The organism is Mesorhizobium sp. M0040 (genome assembly GCF_040323505.1).
Classification (GTDB): domain Bacteria; phylum Pseudomonadota; class Alphaproteobacteria; order Rhizobiales; family Rhizobiaceae; genus Mesorhizobium.
On record NZ_JAMYVA010000006.1, the window covers coordinates 89,485 to 108,078 of the forward strand.

The 18,594-nt window shown below is 62.9% G+C and carries 16 protein-coding genes and 1 other RNA gene; 13 read left to right on the forward strand and 4 right to left on the reverse strand.

The window, feature by feature from the left end; translation table 11 throughout:
* Window positions 1–14: 14 nt before the first annotated feature.
* Window positions 15–743 (reverse strand): 3-deoxy-manno-octulosonate cytidylyltransferase, encoded by a 729-nt coding sequence (locus NKJ91_RS07870; RefSeq protein WP_352455084.1) that lies wholly within the window; start codon window positions 741–743, stop codon window positions 15–17.
* A 192-nt stretch (window positions 744–935) separates the two neighbouring features.
* Between NKJ91_RS07870 and NKJ91_RS07875 the strand changes: the two genes are divergently transcribed.
* The 7 genes from NKJ91_RS07875 to NKJ91_RS07905 all read left to right on the forward strand — a co-directional run bounded on the left by NKJ91_RS07875 (window position 936) and on the right by NKJ91_RS07905 (window position 10,454).
* Window positions 936–1,595 (forward strand): c-type cytochrome, encoded by a 660-nt coding sequence (locus NKJ91_RS07875; RefSeq protein WP_352455085.1) that lies wholly within the window; start codon window positions 936–938, stop codon window positions 1,593–1,595.
* 175 nt (window positions 1,596–1,770) lie between these two features.
* Window positions 1,771–3,657: an extracellular solute-binding protein gene (locus NKJ91_RS07880; protein WP_352455086.1), complete on the forward strand. Its 1,887-nt coding sequence runs from the start codon at window positions 1,771–1,773 to the stop codon at window positions 3,655–3,657.
* Entirely contained in the window at window positions 3,657–5,525 is a 1,869-nt protein-coding gene (locus NKJ91_RS07885) for an extracellular solute-binding protein (protein ID WP_352455087.1), read from the forward strand. The genes NKJ91_RS07880 and NKJ91_RS07885 overlap by 1 nt, the downstream gene beginning before the upstream one ends.
* A 30-nt stretch (window positions 5,526–5,555) precedes the next feature.
* A complete protein-coding gene (locus NKJ91_RS07890) occupies window positions 5,556–6,650 on the forward strand; it encodes a microcin C ABC transporter permease YejB (protein WP_352455088.1) in 1,095 nt (364 codons plus the stop codon).
* Window positions 6,650–7,789 carry an ABC transporter permease gene (locus NKJ91_RS07895; RefSeq protein WP_352455089.1) on the forward strand — a complete coding sequence of 380 codons (1,140 nt, stop codon included), beginning with the start codon at window positions 6,650–6,652 and terminating at the stop codon, window positions 7,787–7,789. The genes NKJ91_RS07890 and NKJ91_RS07895 overlap by 1 nt, the downstream gene beginning before the upstream one ends.
* A complete protein-coding gene (locus tag NKJ91_RS07900; RefSeq protein ID WP_352455090.1) occupies window positions 7,786–9,417 on the forward strand; it encodes an ABC transporter ATP-binding protein in 1,632 nt (543 codons plus the stop codon). Before NKJ91_RS07895 ends, NKJ91_RS07900 begins: the two co-directional genes overlap by 4 nt.
* Before the next feature lie 95 nt (window positions 9,418–9,512).
* A complete protein-coding gene (locus NKJ91_RS07905) occupies window positions 9,513–10,454 on the forward strand; it encodes a 2-hydroxyacid dehydrogenase (protein ID WP_352455091.1) in 942 nt (313 codons plus the stop codon).
* A gap of 25 nt (window positions 10,455–10,479) precedes the next feature.
* Here NKJ91_RS07905 and NKJ91_RS07910 read toward each other — a convergent pair whose 3' ends face one another.
* Genes NKJ91_RS07910 through NKJ91_RS07920 form a run of 3 tightly spaced genes read right to left on the reverse strand, consistent with a single transcriptional unit; the run spans window position 10,480 to window position 12,207 of the window.
* Window positions 10,480–10,782 (reverse strand): Dabb family protein, encoded by a 303-nt coding sequence (locus NKJ91_RS07910; protein WP_023676866.1) that lies wholly within the window; start codon window positions 10,780–10,782, stop codon window positions 10,480–10,482.
* A gap of 25 nt (window positions 10,783–10,807) precedes the next feature.
* Window positions 10,808–11,749, reverse strand: a complete 942-nt coding sequence (nudC, locus tag NKJ91_RS07915; RefSeq protein ID WP_352448576.1) for an NAD(+) diphosphatase — start codon at window positions 11,747–11,749, stop codon at window positions 10,808–10,810.
* 38 nt (window positions 11,750–11,787) lie between these two features.
* A complete protein-coding gene (locus tag NKJ91_RS07920) occupies window positions 11,788–12,207 on the reverse strand; it encodes an HIT family protein (protein ID WP_352448577.1) in 420 nt (139 codons plus the stop codon).
* A gap of 358 nt (window positions 12,208–12,565) precedes the next feature.
* On the opposite strand from NKJ91_RS07920, the gene ffs reads away from it, so the two are divergent.
* From ffs to NKJ91_RS07950, 6 genes are all read left to right on the forward strand, one after another.
* An RNA gene (gene ffs, locus NKJ91_RS07925) (signal recognition particle sRNA small type) lies at window positions 12,566–12,662 on the forward strand.
* A 104-nt stretch (window positions 12,663–12,766) separates the two neighbouring features.
* Window positions 12,767–14,605: a DNA polymerase III subunit gamma/tau gene (locus NKJ91_RS07930; protein ID WP_352455092.1), complete on the forward strand. Its 1,839-nt coding sequence runs from the start codon at window positions 12,767–12,769 to the stop codon at window positions 14,603–14,605.
* Between the two features lie 32 nt (window positions 14,606–14,637).
* The gene (locus tag NKJ91_RS07935; protein WP_023676870.1) at window positions 14,638–14,961 is read left to right on the forward strand and encodes a YbaB/EbfC family nucleoid-associated protein; all 324 of its coding nucleotides are present in this window, start codon (window positions 14,638–14,640) and stop codon (window positions 14,959–14,961) included.
* 289 nt (window positions 14,962–15,250) lie between these two features.
* A complete protein-coding gene (locus NKJ91_RS07940) occupies window positions 15,251–16,189 on the forward strand; it encodes a cell wall hydrolase (RefSeq protein ID WP_352455093.1) in 939 nt (312 codons plus the stop codon).
* Between the two features lie 245 nt (window positions 16,190–16,434).
* Complete coding sequence (gene recR / locus NKJ91_RS07945; protein WP_352448580.1) at window positions 16,435–17,040, forward strand: recombination mediator RecR; 606 nt, start codon at window positions 16,435–16,437, stop codon at window positions 17,038–17,040.
* Between the two features lie 178 nt (window positions 17,041–17,218).
* Window positions 17,219–18,484, forward strand: a complete 1,266-nt coding sequence (locus NKJ91_RS07950; RefSeq protein ID WP_352455094.1) for a lytic murein transglycosylase — start codon at window positions 17,219–17,221, stop codon at window positions 18,482–18,484.
* Window positions 18,485–18,594: the final 110 nt, after the last annotated feature.

Below are 18,594 nucleotides of genomic sequence, written 5' to 3' on the forward strand. Positions count from 1 at the left end.
GGGGGAAGAATTTTTTAGTTGGAAAGGAGCGCCCTGGCGCGTTCGAGATCGCCCGGCGTATCGACGCCAAGCGGCACCGACTGCACGATCTCCGCATCGATGCGCATGCCGGCCTCCAGCGCCCGCAACTGCTCCAGCCGCTCGCGGCGCTCCAGCGGCGACGGCCTTAGCGCAACGAAGCGTTCGAGTGCGGCGCGGCGATAGGCATAGAGGCCGATGTGATGGTAGAGCGGACCTTCGCCCCAGGGCGCGGTGGCGCGGGTGAAATAGAGCGCCCTGAGCCGTGTCGCCGAGAGTGGCGAGCCGACCAGCTTGACGACGTTCGGATTGGTCTTTTCCTCGTCGCGGACGATCTCGACGCAGAGCGTGGCGATATCGACCGCTGCGTTCTCGAAAGGCTTCAGCGCGGCGCCGATAACAAGGGGGTCGATGGTCGGCAGATCGCCCTGCACATTGACGATCGTCTCGACGCTGTTGCCAGGGTCGAGAATGGCCAGCGCTTCGAAGATGCGGTCGGAGCCGGTTTCGTGGTCCGCCCGCGTCAGCACCGCCTCGAAACCGTGCGTGCGCACCGCCTCCGCAACGCCTTGCGTATCGGTGGCGACGACCACCCGGCCGAGCCCGGCTTCGGCGGCGCGGCGGGCGACGTGGACGATCATCGGAGTGCCGGCAATGTCGGCCAGCGGCTTGCCCGGCAGGCGCGTCGAGGCCATGCGGGCCGGGATCAGGATGAGCGTGGACATGAGGCGGGCAAAGGGCTCGAAAAAGAGGAGGACAAAGTGGCAAAAGGTCTCACTGGCAGCGCCCTTATAGGTGTTGCAACGCCGGAGCAAAAGACCTAGTTTCCGCGCGATTTGGCCGGTTCCACCGGGTGGATCACGATACCGACGGACGGAGTGGACGGATCGGTCCGCCGGAAAGGGAGCATGGGGCGTATGGATTCCAACGAAGTCAACAAGCTGCTCGCCGGTCTCCTCGGAACCGTGTTCATCGTCTTTTCCGTTGGCATCGTGTCCGACGCGCTGTTTGCCTCGCCGGCGCCGGAAAAGCCCGGCTTCGCCATCGAGGCGACCGAGCCCGCCGAAGGCGGCCCGGCCGCTCCCGCCGCAGCCGTGAAGCCGATTGCCGAGCTGCTGACCACTGCCAACGCCGAAGCGGGCGCCGCCATCTTCAAGAAATGCCAGGCTTGCCACTCCGGCGAAAAGGGTGGCCCCAACAAGGTCGGCCCCGATCTCTGGGACATCATCGACCGTCCGGTCGCCGAGCATGAGGGCTTTGCCTATTCGGCCGGCATGAAGGAGTTCTCCAAGGGCGGCAGCGAGAAGTGGACCTACGACAATCTCAACCACTTCATCACCTCGCCGAAGAAGTTCGTGAAGGGCACCGCGATGGGCTTCGCCGGCCTGCCGAAGGATGAGGACCGCGCCAACGTCATCGCCTATCTGCGCACGCTGTCGGACAATCCGAAGCCGCTGCCGGCGCCCGGCGCCTCGGCCGAAAATGAGCCCGCCAAGCCGGCCGAAGGTGCAGCTCCGGCCAAACCGGCAGAAGGCGCCGCGCCAGCCGCCCCGGCGCCGGCTGCGCCCGCAAAATAACAAAACTGTAATGACATTATCCTTGAAAAAGCCGGGTTCAGCCCGGCTTTTTCGTTAGGAAAAATGCATATGCGACGACAAAGCCGCTCGGTTGCGGTTTTCAGCGCCGCCAAATGATCTAGATTGGGCCCCAACGCTATATCGTGACGGCGCTATATCGCAGAGAGGAGAACGCATGACGGTTGGCCGAGCGCGGACGCTTCTGAAATCAGTGCTGATGCTGGCTGCTTTTGCCGGCGGCCTGCAGGCCGCCTTTGCGGACGAATGGCGCACGACCTCCTCGCTGATTGGCGAATCCAAATACGGCGACAACTTCCAGCACTACGACTACGTCAATCCGGATGCACCGAAGGGCGGCACGCTGAATTCGGTGGTGCTCGGCACGTTCGACAGCTTCAATCCCTATATTGTGCAGGGTTCGTTCGCCGCCGGCTTCGCCCAATTCGGCGGCGGCCTGCTCTACGACACGCTGATGGAGCAGGCGACCGACGAGGGCAGCACCAGCCATACGCTGATCGCCGACGCCTACAAATATCCGGCCGACTATTCCTCGGCGACCTACCGGCTCGATCCGCGGGCCAAATGGCATGACGGCCAGCCGATCACCACCGAGGACGTGATCTGGTCGTTCCAGGTGCTGAAGGCCAACAGCCCGATGTACAGCCGCTATTTCGAGAACGTCACCGACGCGGTCGCGATCTCCGATCGCGAGGTCGAGTTCCATTTCAGCCAGAAGGGCAACCGCGAACTGCCGAAGATCCTCGGCGATCTCGTCGTGCTGCCCAAGCATTGGTGGGAAGGCACCGATGCCAAAGGCAAGAAGCGCGATATCACAAGGCCGACGCAGGAGCCGCCGCTCGGCTCCGCAGCTTACAAGATCGCCAGCTTCAAGCCGGGCTCGGAAATCGTCTGGCAGCGCGTGCCGGATTACTGGGCGGCCAAACTGCCGGTGAAGATCGGCCGCGAGAATTTCGACAGGCAGCGTTTTACCTATTTTCTCGACGACAATGCCTCCTGGCAGGCCTTCACCAAGGGCGGATTCCAGGATCTTCGCCCTGAGTCACGTGCCCAGCGATGGGCAGTCGAGTATAATTTCCCGGCCATCAAGGCGGGGGACGTCATAAAAGCGGAATATCCTACGACGTCGCCGGAACCCATGCAGGCCTATGTCATGAATACGCGCCGGCCGCTTTTTCAGGACGTGCGCGTGCGCGAGGCTCTGACCCACGCCTACGATTTCGAGAGCATGAACCGCACCATCTTCTTCGGCGCCTATACGCGCACGGACAGTTACTTCGAAGGTGGTGATTTGGCCTCAAGCGGCCTGCCGCAGGGGAAGGAATTGGAAATCCTGCAACAATATCGCGACAAGCTGCCGCCCGAACTATTCACCCAGGAGTTCAAGCTGCCCGTCTACAACACGCCGCAGTCGGGGCGTGAAAATCTTCGGAAAGCCTATGAGCTTTTGAAGCAAGCGGGGTGGATCAACCGAGGCGGCAAGCTGGTCAATGAAAAGACCGGCGAACCGTTCAGGATCGAGTTTCTGGGCAACGATCCCGTGGACGAACGCGTTGCCGCGCCTTTGATCGATAATCTCAAACGCCTCGGCATCGACGCGACGCTGCGTATTGTTGACGACAGCCAGTACACAAACCGGACCCGCGCCTTCGATTTCGATATGCTGGCGCTTGCAGGCTTCCAGCAATCCAACTCGCCGGGCAACGAACAGCGCCATTTTTTCAGCTCCACTGCAGCCGATACCTCCGGGTCACGCAATTTGGCGGGGATCAAGAACCCGGTCGTCGACGCGCTTATCGACCGAGTGATCTTTGCCACCGATCGGGACGATCTCATGGTGGCCACCCATGCGCTGGACCGAGTGTTGCTCTGGAATTATTACATGATCCCACAATGGCACCTGGGAAAAATTCGTGTCGCCTACTGGAACAAGTTCGGCATTCCGGCAAAGCAGCCAAGCTACCTAGGCGTCGACCAGAATTCCTGGTGGATCGACCCGGACAAGGAAAAGGCGCTGGCGGCCAAATACAAGAGCGGCAATTGATGGCAGCGCTGCCTCGTCGCGACTTCCTCGCCCTGGGCGGTGCTGCCGCCGCTGCGGCACTGCTGCCAGGCCGAGCTTTCGCGGCCATTCCGACCGGCGTGAAACTGCACGGGTTGTCAGCTTTTGGCGATCTCAAATACGGGCCGGATTTCACGCATTTTGACTATGTCAATCCAGACGCTCCCAAGGGCGGCCGGATGAATTTCGGCCCGCCGAACTCCACCCTCAATCAGAGCTTTCTGACTTTCAACACGTTGAACTCGCTGGTGTTGAAGGGGGATTCGCCGCCGCGCACCGAGCTCTGTTTCGATTCGCTGATGGCAAGGGCGCTCGATGAGCCGGATGCGATCTACGGCGTGCTTGCCGAATCCGTTACCTTGTCGCAGGACCGCAACGGCTTCCGCTTCAGCCTGCGGCCACAAGCACGCTTCCATGACGGCTCGCCGCTGACGGCTGAGGACGTTGCCTTCGCCTTGAACCTCTACAAAGACCGGGGACACCCGAACCTTTCCCAAGCGCTGCGGCATATGACGGATGCGGTCGCAATCGATCCGCTTACTGTCAGCCTTACCTTCAACGGCAAACAGTCGGCGCAGAATATCCTCGCGATCGCCGTAATGCCGATCGTGTCCAAAGCCTTCTATACGGCCAATGATTTCGACGCCTCGACGATGACCCCGCCGCTCAGCTCCGGGCCGTACAAGATGGGACGGGTCGTGGCCGGGCAGACTATCGAATATGAACGTGTCGCCGATTATTGGGGGCGCGATCTCGCCGTGAACCGCGGGCTTAATAATTTCGACTGTATCCGTATCGATTTCTATCTTGATCGCCAGGCAGCGTTTGAAGCGTTCAAGAAAGGCGATACGCATTTTCGCGAGGAATTCACCGCGCGGGTATGGGCGACCGGTTACGACTTTCCGGCCCTGAAGGACGGCAGGGTCGTCAAACGGGAATTTCCCGGCGAGAAATCGCCCGACATGCAGGCTGTCGCGCTGAACCAGCGCCGGCCGCAATTCCGCGATGTGCGCGTGAGACAGGCGATCGCCTATTGCTTCGATTTCGAATGGACCAAGCGGGTACTGTTTTTCGGCTCCTACGAGCGCTCGCAATCGAACTTCGAACGATCGGACTACAAGGCCGAGGGCCTGCCCTCGCCTCAGGAATTGAAACTGCTTGAGCCGTTCAGAGCCGAGTTGCCGCCGGAAACCTTCGGCGAACCGGTGGTGCAACCCGTCTCGGACCGTTCCGGTCACGACCGTAAGCTGCTGCGCGAAGCTTCGAGACTGCTTGCCGAAGCCGGCTGGAAGCGAGCGGGCAATTTCGTCGTCAATGAGAAGGGCGAGCGACTGCGGGTGGAAATGCTGGCCGAGGACGAGGGTCTCGTTCGCATTTTCGCGCCGTGGTCCGAGAATATGAAGGCGATTGGCATCGACGCTTCGATCCGGCAGGTCGATTCGACGCAATTTGAAGCGCGGCAAAGCAACTACGATTTCGATTTCAACATGCTACATTGGTTGATCGGGGCGACGCCCACTGCCGACGGCCTGGAAATCCTCTACAATTCCCGGATGGCGAAAACGCCGGGGATGCGCAACTATCCGGGCACGGAAAGCAAAGCCATCGACGCGCTGATCGAGGCAGCCGGCAAGGCGCAGAGCCGGATCGAACTCGTCACAGCGCTCAACGCGCTCGATCGGGTCTTGCGCGCGCGGCTAGACTGGATTCCAACATACCATCTGGCGAATCACCGGGCTGCCTTCTGGGATATGTTCGGCTTTCCCGCTCAAAAGCCGGATTACGACTTTCCGGTCGAGACGTCGTGGTGGTTCGACAAAGACAAGGCGGCAAAAATTGGCAAAGCCTGAGATTTTCGCACAAGCGAGGCAGAGAGCCTGATGGGCGCCTATATACTGCGCCGTATCCTGCTGATGATCCCGACCCTGTTCGGCATCATGGCGGTGTCATTTGCCGTCATCCAGTTCGCGCCGGGCGGGCCGGTCGAGCAGGTCATCGCCAGGCTGACCAACCAGGGCGGCAGCGATCGCCTCGGCGGCGGCGGCGGTGATGCCGGCGGCGCCAATTTCGATGTCGCCGGCGACGTCGGCTCGAAATACCGCGGCGCGCAAGGGCTCGATCCGGAATTCATCAAGAAGCTGGAGAAGCAGTTCGGCTTCGACAAGCCGCCGCTCGAGCGCTTCGGCATGATGCTGTGGAACTATCTCCGCTTCGATTTCGGCGACAGCTATTTCCGCGACATCTCGGTGCTCGACCTGATCCTGGAAAAGATGCCGGTGTCGATCTCGATCGGGCTGTGGATCACGCTTTTATCCTACCTGATCTCGATCCCGCTCGGCATCCGCAAGGCGGTCAAGGACGGGTCCAGTTTCGACGTCTGGACCAGCGGCGTCGTCATTGTCGGCTACGCCATTCCGGGCTTCCTGTTCGGCATCTTGCTGATGGTGCTGTTTGCCGGCGGCTCGTTCTGGGACTGGTTTCCGCTGCGCGGCATCACCTCCGACAATTGGGACCAGCTGTCCTGGCCGCAGCGGATCGTCGACTATTTCTGGCACATGACCTTGCCGCTGACCGCGCTGGTGCTGTCGGCCTTCGCCACGACGACGCTGCTCACCAAGAATTCCTTCCTCGAGGAAATCCGCAAGCAATATGTGGTCACCGCCCGCGCCAAGGGCCTGTCGGAGCGGCAGGTGCTTTATGGCCACGTCTTCCGCAACGCCATGCTGATCGTCATCGCCGGTTTTCCCGGTGCTTTCATCTCGGCCTTCTTCACCGGCTCGCTGCTGATCGAGAACATATTTTCGCTCGACGGCCTCGGCCTGCTCGGCTTCAACTCGGTGGTGCAGCGCGACTATCCGGTGGTGTTCGCCAATCTCTTCATCTTCTCGCTGCTTGGCCTGTTCGTCGGGCTGCTGTCCGACCTGATCTACACCTGGGTCGACCCGCGCATCGATTTCGAGCGGAGAGACGTCTGATGGCGCAGGCCTCAGCCGAAACGGCGCCGGCTCGGATCGCGCGGCCCTTTCTGTCGCCGCTCAACCAGCGGCGCCTGCAGAACTTCAAGTCCAACCGGCGCGGCTACTGGTCGTTGTGGATATTCCTGTTCCTGTTTGTGCTGTCGCTGGTTTCGGAATTGGTCGCCAACGACAGGCCGATCATCGCCTCCTACAAAGGCGAGATCCTGTTTCCGGTCCTGGTCGCCTATCCCGAGGAGAAGTTCGGCGGCTTCTATGCGGTCACCGACTACCGCGATCCGGTGATCCAGGACGAGATCAACGCCAATGGCTGGATGATCTGGCCGCCGGTGCGCTACTCCTACCAGACCGTCAACAACGCTATTCCCGAAGCAGCACCGACCAAGCCGTCCTGGCTCTACGACAAGAAGACGCGCTGCAACCAGTATCCGAAAGGCGAGGCAGACCCCAATTGCAACGTCGGCAACTGGAACTGGCTGGGCACCGATGACCAGGCCCGCGACGTGCTGGCGCGCGTCATCTACGGCTTCAGGATATCGGTGCTGTTTGGCCTGATCCTGACCGCCGGCTCGGCGCTGATCGGCGTGGCGGCCGGCGCTCTGCAGGGCTATTTCGGCGGCTGGACCGACCTTCTTTTCCAGCGCTTCATCGAGATCTGGTCGGCCATCCCGGTGCTGTACCTGCTCCTGATCGTCGCCGCCATCCTGCCGCCCGGCTTCTTCATCCTGCTCGGATTGATGCTGCTGTTCTCCTGGGTGGCACTGGTCGGCGTGGTGCGGGCCGAGTTCCTGCGCGCCCGCAATTTCGAATATGTCAATGCGGCGCGCGCGCTCGGCGTGTCCAATGTCACCATCATGTTCCGGCATCTGCTGCCCAACGCCATGGTGGCGACGCTGACCTTCCTGCCCTTCCTGCTCAGTGGCTCGATTTCGACGCTGACCTCGCTCGACTATCTCGGCTTCGGCCTGCCGCCCGGCGCCGCGTCGCTGGGTGAGCTGTTGAAGCAGGCGCAGCGCAATCTCAACGCGCCATGGCTCGGCATTTCCGGCTTCGTCGTCATCTCGCTGATGCTGTCGCTGCTTGTCTTCGTCGGCGAGGCCACCCGCGACGCCTTCGATCCGCGCAAGACGTTCAGATGAGCGACACCCCGCTGCTTTCGGTCCAGGATCTCAGCGTCGCCTTCACGCAAGCCGGCGACCAGTCGATGGCCGTCGACCATATTTCCTTCGACCTTGCCAAGGGCGAGACGGTGGCGCTGGTCGGCGAATCCGGCTCCGGCAAGTCGGTCACCGCGCTGTCGGTTCTGAAGCTGCTGCCCTATCCGACCGCCAGCCACCCGTCGGGAAAGATCCTGTTCCTCGGCGCCGACCTGCTTGCCACGGACGAGAGAGACTTGCGCCGCGTGCGCGGCAACAAGATCACCATGATCTTCCAGGAGCCGATGACCTCGCTCAACCCGCTGCACACGATCGAGCAGCAGATCGTCGAGGTATTGAAGCTGCACCAGGGCCTGGGGGATCGCAAAGCCAAGGCGCGCACGCTGGAACTTCTGCACGAGGTCGGCATCCGCGAGCCGGAGAAGCGGCTCGACGCCTATCCGCACCAGCTTTCCGGCGGCCAGCGCCAGCGCGTCATGATCGCCATGTCGCTGGCCAACGAGCCTGAACTTTTGATCGCCGACGAGCCGACGACGGCGCTCGACGTCACCGTCCAGGCGCAGATCCTCGAATTGCTGGCCGGCCTGAAAAGCCGCAAGAACATGTCGATGCTGTTCATCACCCACGATCTCGGCATCGTCAGGAAGATCGCCGACCGGGTCTGCGTGATGACCAAGGGCAAGATCGTCGAGACCGGCCCGACCAAGGAGATATTCGCCAATCCGCAGCACGCCTACACGCGGCATCTGCTTGCCGCCGAGCCGAAAGGCAAGCCGCCGGCGGCCAACCAGGCCGCCAAGCCGGTGATGGTCGGCAAGGACGTCAAGGTCTGGTTTCCGATCAAGAAGGGCTTCTTCCGGCGCACCGTCGACAATGTGAAGGCGGTCGACGGCATTGACGTCACCGTGCGGGCCGGCCAGACGCTTGGCGTCGTCGGCGAATCCGGCTCAGGCAAGACGACGCTCGGCCTGGCGCTGGCCAGGATGATCTCGTCGACCGGAAACATCCAGTTCGACGGACGCGGCATCGATCAGCTGTCCTTCAACGAAATGCGGCCGTTGCGGCGCGAGTTGCAGATCGTCTTCCAGGATCCGTTCGGTTCGCTCAGTCCGCGCATGTCGGTCGCCGAGATCATCGAGGAAGGGTTGAAGATCCATGAGCCGAAGCTGTCTCCTGATGCGCGCGACGAGCGTATCGTCGACGTGCTCGGGGAAGTCGGCCTCGATCCGGCGACGCGCAACCGCTATCCGCACGAATTCTCCGGCGGCCAGCGCCAGCGCGTCGCCATCGCGCGCGCAATGGTGCTCAACCCGCGTTTCGTCATGCTGGACGAGCCGACCTCGGCGCTCGACATGAGCGTGCAGGCGCAGGTCGTCGACCTCTTGCGCAGCCTGCAGGCCAAGCACGACCTCGCCTACCTCTTCATCAGCCACGATCTGAGGGTCATCCGCGCGCTCGCCAACGAAGTCATCGTCATGCGCAACGGCAGGATCGTCGAGGCCGGTCCTTCCGAACAGATTTTCGGCAACCCGCGGACCGACTATACAAAGGCGTTGATCTCGGCCGCCTTCAAGATCGAAACGGCGCCGGTCGGCATCGTCAGCGAGTAGATTTTCGCCAGAGATCATGCACAAAATCAAAACGCTGCCGCGCCTTGCGCGTCGGAACGCGAACGCTGTTGGTAAAAAGGGAAAAACAATCCACAATGGAAAAAGGCCGCATCCTGCTTGCCCTCACCGGTATTCATCCGCTGCGCTGGCGCGAACTGCTGTCGGCGGAGCGCGAGGTGGTGCTCGAGCCGAATGGCGCCGGCGATCCCTCGATTACCTATGCTGTGGTGTGGAAACAGCGGCCGAACCTGTTGTCGTCGCTGCCCAATCTGCGCGCCATCTTCTCGATCGGCGCCGGCGTCGACCACATCTTCGCCGATCCCACCTTGCCCGACGTACCGGTCGTTAAGGTGGTGGCCGACAACCTGACCCAGTACATGACCGAATACGTCGTCTGGCGGGTGCTCGACCACCATCGCCAAGGCATGCTCTACCGCGCCCAGCAGCAGAAGAAGATCTGGCATGAACCGCAGCAGCGGCCGGCCAGCGACATCTCGGTCGGCATTATGGGGCTCGGCACGCTTGGCCGCGCGGCGGCATCGGTGCTGTTGTCGCTCGGCTTTCCCGTCAATGGCTGGTCGCGCAGCGATCGGCCGATGCAAGGTGTCTCGACTTACGCGGGCGAGGCCGGCCTGATCCCGTTCCTAAACGCCACCGACATCCTGGTGGTGCTGCTGCCGCTGACGCCACAGACGCACGGTATCATCAACCACGGCGTGCTGAAGGAGCTGCGGAAGCGCAACGGCCTCGGCGGCTCAGTGCTGATCAATGCCGGGCGCGGCAGGCTGCAGAAGGACGCCGACATTTTGCGCGCGCTGGACGACGGCACGCTGAAGGAAGCCAGCCTCGACGTTTTCGAGGTCGAGCCGCTGCCGAAGACCAGCCCGCTATGGAGCCATCCGAAAGTGTTCGTGACGCCGCATGCGGCGGCAACCTCCGATCCGGTCCACCTGGCGCCGATCATGCTGCGTCAGATGGATGCTTTCGAGCGCGGCGAAGCGCTGGAAAATGTGGTGGATCGCGACGCCGGGTATTAATTTTTTAGAGCGCCGCTTTCCAGTCTCAGCCCCAGCCGAGCGGCACGTAGTCGATCTCCATAAACGCCTCGACTTCCGGGATCCAGCGGTCGCGGACGAAGGCGACGTGGTCGGGATGGTCGTTGTAGCCGGAATAGGCCCGCTGATCGGCGAACTCCATCGAGAAGCCGAAGCGGTAGTCGTTCTTGGGACTGACCTGCCGCAACTGCTCGAAATGCGTGACGCCCTTTATCGCCGTGAGAATCCTCTTGGCGTCGGCGAGGAACCGTTTTTCCTCGAGCGAATGCGGCGGGTGTTTCAGCGTGAACACGACGGTGTGACGGATCATTTTTTGCTCCTGCGATGTCTTCGTGTCACGCGCTGTCAGCCCAGGCGCGGATGAGGTTATAGGCGATCGCCCCCTTCGGCGGTGTCACCAGGCCGCCCGGATGCTCGCGGGCCAGCATCGAGAGCACCTCGTCGCGAAAGAACCAGCGGCAATCTTCCAGCTCGTTGAGGTCGGGCTGGATATCGTCGTTGAGCGGTTCGCCGAAGCAGCCGATCATCAGCGAATAGGGAAACGGCCAGGGCTGGCTGGCGTGGTAAACAACGCGGCCGAGCCTGATGCCGGCTTCCTCCAGCGTTTCGCGGCGCACCGCCGCCTCGATCGTCTCGCCCGGCTCGATGAAACCGGCGAGCGCCGAATACATGCCGGGCCCGAAATGCCGGCCGCGGCCGAGCAGGCATTTTTCGCGTGTTGCCGTCAGCATGATCGCCACCGGGTCGGTGCGCGGAAAGTGCTCCGTACCGCAGGCCGGGCAATGCCGCTTGTAGCCGCCCGCCCGCATCTCGGCCTCGGTGCCGCATTTGCTGCAGAAGCGATGGCTGGCATGCCAGGCGAGCAGCGCCGCCCCTTGCGCCAGCGCGCCGGCCGCCGCTTCGTCGATCAGCCCCTGCATATAGACCGAGCGATAGTCGATCGCCTTGATCGTCTCGGGAAGCTGCTCGGGCTCGACCCCGGCCGGCAGCGCCAGCACCGGGCCGCTTTCGGAAAAACCGAGCAGGACGCCGTTTTCGAGCGATGCTTCGAGCGGCCGGCATTCGGCCACGCCGAACCAGGGGTCGAATGCGCCTTGCGCAAGCTTCAGATAGAGCCGGCCGCCACGCATCAGCAAAAGCCGCGCCGAGGGATCGGCGAGTGCGTTTTCGACGGAATCGTCGGCGCGGTTTTCGGACTGCCGGTCGATAATGTTGCCGGCGAAGCCGACGAACTGGCTCGGCTCGCGCAAGGGCGCGTCAAACAGGCGAAAGCTCATGCGGACTCGGGAAGGTTCAAGGTGGACACGGGAGAGGCTTATAGCGCTGCCTTGATCTTTTCCGCAAACTTGCGAAGGTCGGAGCGCTGGTAGGGCTCGCGCAGGCCGTGCCCCCACACCGGGCCGGGCCAGCCGGGATCGCCTTCCGAGCGCGCAACGACGTGCACATGCAACTGGCGCACGATGTTGCCGAGTGCGCCGGTGTTGATCTTGGTGCAGCCGGTCACCCGCTTCAGCGCCAGCGCCACCATGTTGGTCTCGAAGGTCAGCATCGCCTGGTCGAGCGGCGTCATGTCGTGGATTTCCTCAATGCCCGGCCGCTGCGGCACCAGCAGCAGCCATGGCCAGCGGCGGTCGTTCATGACGCGCAATTCGCACAGGCCGAGCCACATCAGCTGTTCGCTGTCGGCTTCCAGCTGGGCGTCAAGCGTGAATCCGGCCTTGAGGCCCGGCAACATCGGCGTTTCCCTCACTTTTGATGTTTTTTGAACTCCATCGACGCTAGAGCGGCTTCCGAAGGGCCGCAAGGGGCAGCAAGCAACATTGGCCGTCGCGGCGCTGATTGTGCGCGAAGAAGTGAGGGCCCGGGCAAATTGCATCAGGTTGGCGCTGCCCCGCCGAGGTCAACGATTTTGATCGCGGCCACATTTTGTTCTTGCTTTGTGCCGGCAGCTATGCTACTAATCTCGCTATGGTGATTATTTCGCACCAACGACCCGCCCGCCGAGGCGGGTTTTTGGTTTCAGCTTTCGCCGTCGCTCAAGGCCCTATCATCCGCACTTGCATTTCATCGCCGGATTGCCGATATGGAGGCTGGGAGGTTGGTGGTGGACGGTCCACTCGCCAACCGGGTCAGGTCCGGAAGGAAGCAGCCCTAACGAGCCCGGAACGGGTCATTGTTCCAGCCTCCCGCCTCTTCGCCTTTTGCCCCGACATTGACGGCGCCAAGCCGTGCGGGCGAAACTATGCGCAGGAATCGGCCGCCTCCAATGGCAGCCCTTGGAGCTTAACGGGCGAATGAGCGAAGCCGGAAACGAGGCCGGGAAATTGGACAAGCCTGCCGCCTACCGCGTGCTGGCGCGCAAATACCGACCGTCGAATTTCTCCGAACTGATCGGCCAGGAGCCGATGGTCCGCACGTTGACCAATGCCTTTGCCACCGGCCGCATCGCCCAGGCCTGGATGCTGACCGGCGTGCGTGGCGTCGGCAAGACGACGACCGCGCGCATACTCGCGCGGGCCCTGAACTACAAAACATCGACCGTCGACCAGCCGTCCGTCGACCTTGCCGTGCTCGGCGAGCATTGCCAGGCGATCATGGAAGGCCGGCATGTCGACGTCATCGAGATGGACGCCGCCTCGCATACCGGCATCGACGACATCAGGGACATCATCGAGCGCGTGCGCTACGCCCCGGTATCGGCGCGCTACAAAGTCTACATCATCGACGAAGTGCACATGCTTTCCAACCAGGCCTTCAACGGCCTGCTGAAGACGCTGGAAGAGCCGCCGCCGCACGTCAAGTTCATCTTCGCCACCACCGAAATCCGCAAGGTGCCGATCACCGTCCTGTCGCGCTGCCAGCGTTTCGACCTCAGGCGCATCGATGCGGCAATGATCAAGGCCGACCTTGCCAGGATAGCCGGTCTGGAGGGCATCGAAGTCGAAGACGATGCGCTGGCGATGATCGCGCGCGCGGCCGAAGGCTCGATGCGCGATGCGCAGTCGATCCTCGACCAGGCGATCGCCCATGGCGGCGGCGCGGTCAGCGCCGAAGCGGTGCGTGCTATGCTCGGCCTTGCCGACCGTGCCCGCATCGTCGACCTGTTCGAACATGTCATGAAGGGCGACGTCGCCGCCGCACTTGCCGAATTCCGTGCCCAGTACGATACCGGCGCCGATCCTGCCGCGGTGCTGACCGACCTTGCCGAGTTCAACCATCTGGTCACCCGTCTGCGTTTCGTGCCGGCTGCCATCGACGACGCCTCGCTGTCCGAGGACGAGCGCCGGCGCGGCGCCGATTTCGCCAGCATGCTGTCGGTCAAGGTGCTGTCGCGGACGTGGCAGATGCTCTTGAAAGGTATTCCCGAGGTGCAGACCTCCAACCGCCCGGTCAGCGCCGCCGAGATGGTGCTGATCCGGCTGGCCCATGCCGCCGACCTGCCGACGCTGGACGAGGCGCTGAAATCGCTGGAGAACGGCGGTACCCTGCCGGGCACTGCGCCGCGCGTGAATGGCACGCCGGCAAGCCCCGGCCCCGCAAACCATGCGCCTGCAAGCGGTGGTGCCGGCGCCGTGGCGCAGGCGCGGATGCCGACGGCCAATGGCGGCGCGCAGACGATGCGCCTGGTCGAGACGATGCACCTGGTCGAGGCCGAGCCCGTGCCGACCAACTTCGTTGCTCCGCCGGAGCCGGTGGTCGAGGCGCCGCCGGTGCCGGTGAAATCGCTGGCCGACATTGTCGCCCTTGCCGACGCCCAGCGCGACATGGCCTTCAAGGTGCTGGTGAAGCGTTGCGTGCGCCTGGTGCGCGTCGAGCCCGGTCGTATCGACGTCAGCCTGACCGACGATGCGCCGAAGATGTTGCTCAATGATTTGACCGCCAAGCTGCGCGCCTGGACGGGCCGCAACTGGCTGGTGTCGCTGTCGAAGGACGAGGGCGGCCAGACCTTGGCCGAGCTGGAATCGACAAAGCGCGAAAACGCCTTCCTCGATGCCAAGAGCGACCCGACGGTCGCCGCCATCCTGGCGCGCTTTCCCGGTGCCAAGATCATCGACGTGCGCATTCCCGACGCGCCGGAAGCCGACGAGGCCGAAGTGCCGGTCGAGCCGCCGGCCGACGACGACGAAACCTGAAACAACCAGCACCAACTGCAAAGGACCGTGCGATGAAAGACCTTCTCGGCATGATGGGCAAGGCAAAGGAAATGCAGGCCAAGTTCCAGGCCATGCAGGATGAGATCGCTACGCTGGAAGCCACCGGGCAGGCCGGCGGCGGCCTGGTCAGCGTCACGCTGACCGGCAAATTCGAGATGAAGTCGCTGAAGATCGACCCGTCGCTGTTCAAGGAAGACGAGGTCGAGATTCTCGAGGACCTGCTTCTCGCTGCCCACAACGACGCCAGGACCAAGGTCGAGCAGATCATGCAGGAGAAGACCAGGGCGCTGACCGCGGGCCTACCGATCCCGCCGGGAATGAAACTGCCGTTCTAAGGCTAGTGCATGTCGCGCAAAAGTGTGCAGCGGTTTTGCGATAACGACATGCATCAAAACAAGAACCTAAAGCGCGTCGCATGAGGCCGGTCGAACGCGACGCGCTAGTCAATCGGTATGCCGTTACAGTGGCCGAAGAGTGCAGCGGCCCAGTGCTCGCTCTACCGCCAGCTGTGTCTATTAGGCAACTCCCCACACTTAATAACGCTTTAGCCATCTTTTTGCCTGAAAGTGTCTCATTCTTGCCGCAACCAGGGGCGGGCTGGCAGCAGAATTGAGGGGACACCTGTTGGTCTCTACCCGATGGAAGACGCCGTTGCGGCTCGGCGTCGTTATCTCGCCGCTGTTTTTGGCCGCTTGCAGTCAGACCGCCTCGCACGGCATGTCCAGCCTGACCGATGCTATTACGCCGAGTTTCCTGAGCTCGCGCTCCTACAATTCCACGCCGAAGGAAAAGGAGTGCCTGGAGCGGGCGATGTTCTTCGAGTCCAACCGGTCGAGCCGTGACGGCATGATTGCGGTCGGCACGGTGGTGATGAACCGGCTGCGGTCCGGCAAGCACGGCAGCACCATCTGCGAAGTGGTTGGCGAGCGCGGCCAGTTCGCGCCGGGCGTCATGACACGGCCGATGAATTCGAAGGCGATGCCCGACGTCGAGGAGGCCGCCGAGGCGGTGCTCAAGGGCGAGCGCAAAGCCAAGCTGAAGAACACCATGTTCTTCCACACCGCCGGCCTGCGCTTCCCCTACAAGAACATGCACTACACCATGGTCGCCGGCGGCAATGCCTTCTATGAAAAGCGCGGCCGCAACTGGCAGCCGCTGCCGGACGAACCGGTGGTCGCCATGGCCCAGGCCAAGCCGCAAGCGCCTGCCGCTCAGGCCATACTTGTCGCCTCGGCGGAGCCGGCTCGCGAGGTCAAGCCGACATTCGCCAAGGCAACCTATGTGACCGCCGCTGCATCGCTGCCGGCAAAGCAGACAAGGGTGACCGCCGGAATGGCGACCCCGGAGAAGGCGACGGCGGAGAAGCCGATGCTTGTTGCGCTGCAGGAACCAATGCAGGAGCCGGATGCGGCCCGTTTTGGCGGAACCGTGAGCGAGCGGCCTGTCACCTCCTTCCAGGCCGCGCCGGCAGAGCCGACAATGTCGTTCGAGGCGACGCCCGAGAACACCGACGCCATCGGCGCGATGATCGCCGGCCAGACCCGGCCACTGGAAGAAAACTGAGGACGGCAGCACTGGCCGCGACGTCGGCCTTCCCTTCTCCCCTTGTGGGAGAAGGTGGCCTCGCGGAGCGAGGTCGGATGAGGGGTGCTCCAGCTTGGCATCGACGGCGCTTCGGCCAACACCCCTCAACCGTCTTGGCGCTGCGCGCCAATCCACCTTCTCCCACAACAAGGGGAGAAGGGAAGAGCGGAGCCCCTGGCCGCTCAACTGTTCCAAAGCGTGCGGAAAAATCCTAAACCGGTGCGATGTCTAAGCGAATCGCCGGTCCCGAGATCGAACGCCTGATCCAGCTGCTGGCCAAGGTGCCGGGGCTCGGTCCGCGTTCGGCACGCCGCGCCGCGCTCCACCTCATCAAGAAGAAGGAACAGCTGCTGGCGCCGCTCGCCGCCGCCATGGGCGAGGCGGTCGACAAGGTGCGCATCTGCTCGACCTGCGGCAATGTCGATACCTCGGATCCATGCATGATCTGCACCGACCCCCGCCGCGACCCCACTACGCTCATCGTCGTCGAGGACGTGGCCGACCTTTGGGCGCTGGAGCGGGCGACAGCCATGAACGTGCGCTACCATGTGCTCGGCGGTACGCTGTCGCCGCTCGACGGCATTGGTCCTGATGAGCTAAACATCCGTTCGCTGGTCGATCGCGTCGCCGGCGGCGAAGTCAAGGAAGTGATCCTCGCCGTCAACGCCACGGTCGAGGGCCAGACCACCGCGCACTACCTCACCGACCAGCTTTCCGGCTTCGACATCAAGGTGACGCGCCTGGCGCACGGTGTTCCGGTCGGCGGCGAACTCGATTATCTCGACGAAGGCACGCTGGCCGCCGCACTGCGCTCGCGGACGGTGTTTTGAGGCGAGTTGCGGGGAGAGTGCTTCCGAGATGATTGCGTTCCGTCGCGCCCCCCTCTGTCCTGCCGGACATCTCCCCCTCCAGGGGGGAGATCGGCAGCCTCGACATCCCCGCCAAGCTTGCGACGTTGAAGATTGGCGAAAACAGACGCGACAGCCAATCTCCCCCCTGGAGGGGGAGATGTCCGGCAGGACAGAGGGGGGCGCGACAGGACGCCGACTTCGCAGGCTGGCCGTCGCGTTTTTTCTCGCCTTCCTCCTCGCCAACCCCGCCTCGGCGGCAAAGATCGACGACCAGTTCCGCGCCTGGCTTGGCAACGACCTCTGGCCCGAAGCCAATGCCAAAGGCATCTCCAGGAAAACCTTCGATGCCGCCTTCGAAGGCGTCAAGCCGAACCTGAAGCTGCCCGACCTGGTGAAGCCGGGCGAGAAGGCGACGACGCCGCAGAAGCAGCATCAGGCCGAGTTCGGTTCGCCGGGCGCCTATTTCGCTGAAAAGATAGTCCGAGCGGTGACCGCCGGCGGCCGCACCCGCGAGGCGACCAACGCTAGGACTCTTGCCGCGATCGAGAAACGCTACGGCGTGCCTGGCGAAGTGCTGCTGGCGATCTGGGGCCGCGAGAGCGGCTTCGGCGCGGCGAAAATGCCTTATGACGCCTTCGAGGTGCTGGGCACCAAGGCGTTCATGTCGACCAAGAAGGAATTCTTCCGCACCGAGCTCTTGGCTGCGCTCGAGATCGTCGAGCGCGGGCTTGCCCCGGTCGGCGCGATGAAATCGTCTTGGGCAGGCGCGCTTGGCCAGCCGCAGTTCATGCCGACATCGTTCCTCAAGCATGCCGTCGATTTCGACGGCGACGGCCGCACCGACATCTGGACTTCGACGCCCGATATACTGGCATCGATCGCCAATTATCTCGTCCATTATGGCTGGGTCAGGGGCCGCGGCTGGGGCTTCGAGGTGACTGTGCCGGACAGCGTCTCGTGCTCGCTCGAAGGTCCGGACCAGGGCAAGAAGATTTCCCAATGGGCTGATATGGGCATCAGGCGTGTGTCGGGTAAACCGTTCCCGGCGAGCGAACTGAAAGCCGAGGGCTTTCTTTTGATGCCGGCCGGGCGTAGCGGCCCGGCCTTCATCGTCACCCCCAATTTCTATGTGCTGAAGCAGTATAACACCAGCGATCTCTATGCCCTGTTCATCGGCCATGGCGCCGATCGCATCGCCCATGGCGACAGCAATTTCTCGGGCAATTGGGGCGCGGTCGGCGGGCTCTACCGCTCCGACATCGCCGCCCTGCAGCGGGCGCTGGAAGCTAAGGGCTACGATGTCGGCAGCGCCGACGGCCTGCCTGGCTTCAAGACGCGCCGCTCGATCGGCAAATGGCAGGCCAGCAACGGCCGTTCCGCTACCTGCTTTCCCGACGCCGACCTGGTTACCGCGCTGAAATAGCCGGATTTTCGCACCGCCGGTCTGGCCCAATCGACCGTTCTGCAAATGCTCGTTGCCGCGCTCGAAACCGCCGGATATGGTGAACCGGAACCGCACAAAAAATTGCCAAG

Bases quoted from the DNA above. Each gene is read 5' to 3' on its own strand.
- NKJ91_RS07870 (WP_352455084.1), bottom strand. From the start codon at position 743: ATGTCCACGCTCATCCTGATCCCGGCCCGCATGGCCTCGACGCGCCTG.
- NKJ91_RS07875 (WP_352455085.1), top strand. From the start codon at position 936: ATGGATTCCAACGAAGTCAACAAGCTGCTCGCCGGTCTCCTCGGAACC.
- NKJ91_RS07880 (WP_352455086.1), top strand. From the start codon at position 1,771: ATGACGGTTGGCCGAGCGCGGACGCTTCTGAAATCAGTGCTGATGCTG.
- NKJ91_RS07885 (WP_352455087.1), top strand. From the start codon at position 3,657: ATGGCAGCGCTGCCTCGTCGCGACTTCCTCGCCCTGGGCGGTGCTGCC.
- NKJ91_RS07890 (WP_352455088.1), top strand. From the start codon at position 5,556: ATGGGCGCCTATATACTGCGCCGTATCCTGCTGATGATCCCGACCCTG.
- NKJ91_RS07895 (WP_352455089.1), top strand. From the start codon at position 6,650: ATGGCGCAGGCCTCAGCCGAAACGGCGCCGGCTCGGATCGCGCGGCCC.
- NKJ91_RS07900 (WP_352455090.1), top strand. From the start codon at position 7,786: ATGAGCGACACCCCGCTGCTTTCGGTCCAGGATCTCAGCGTCGCCTTC.
- NKJ91_RS07905 (WP_352455091.1), top strand. From the start codon at position 9,513: ATGGAAAAAGGCCGCATCCTGCTTGCCCTCACCGGTATTCATCCGCTG.
- NKJ91_RS07910 (WP_023676866.1), bottom strand. From the start codon at position 10,782: ATGATCCGTCACACCGTCGTGTTCACGCTGAAACACCCGCCGCATTCG.
- nudC (WP_352448576.1), bottom strand. From the start codon at position 11,749: ATGAGCTTTCGCCTGTTTGACGCGCCCTTGCGCGAGCCGAGCCAGTTC.
- NKJ91_RS07920 (WP_352448577.1), bottom strand. From the start codon at position 12,207: ATGTTGCCGGGCCTCAAGGCCGGATTCACGCTTGACGCCCAGCTGGAA.
- NKJ91_RS07930 (WP_352455092.1), top strand. From the start codon at position 12,767: ATGAGCGAAGCCGGAAACGAGGCCGGGAAATTGGACAAGCCTGCCGCC.
- NKJ91_RS07935 (WP_023676870.1), top strand. From the start codon at position 14,638: ATGAAAGACCTTCTCGGCATGATGGGCAAGGCAAAGGAAATGCAGGCC.
- recR (WP_352448580.1), top strand. From the start codon at position 16,435: ATGTCTAAGCGAATCGCCGGTCCCGAGATCGAACGCCTGATCCAGCTG.
- NKJ91_RS07950 (WP_352455094.1), top strand. From the start codon at position 17,219: ATGTCCGGCAGGACAGAGGGGGGCGCGACAGGACGCCGACTTCGCAGG.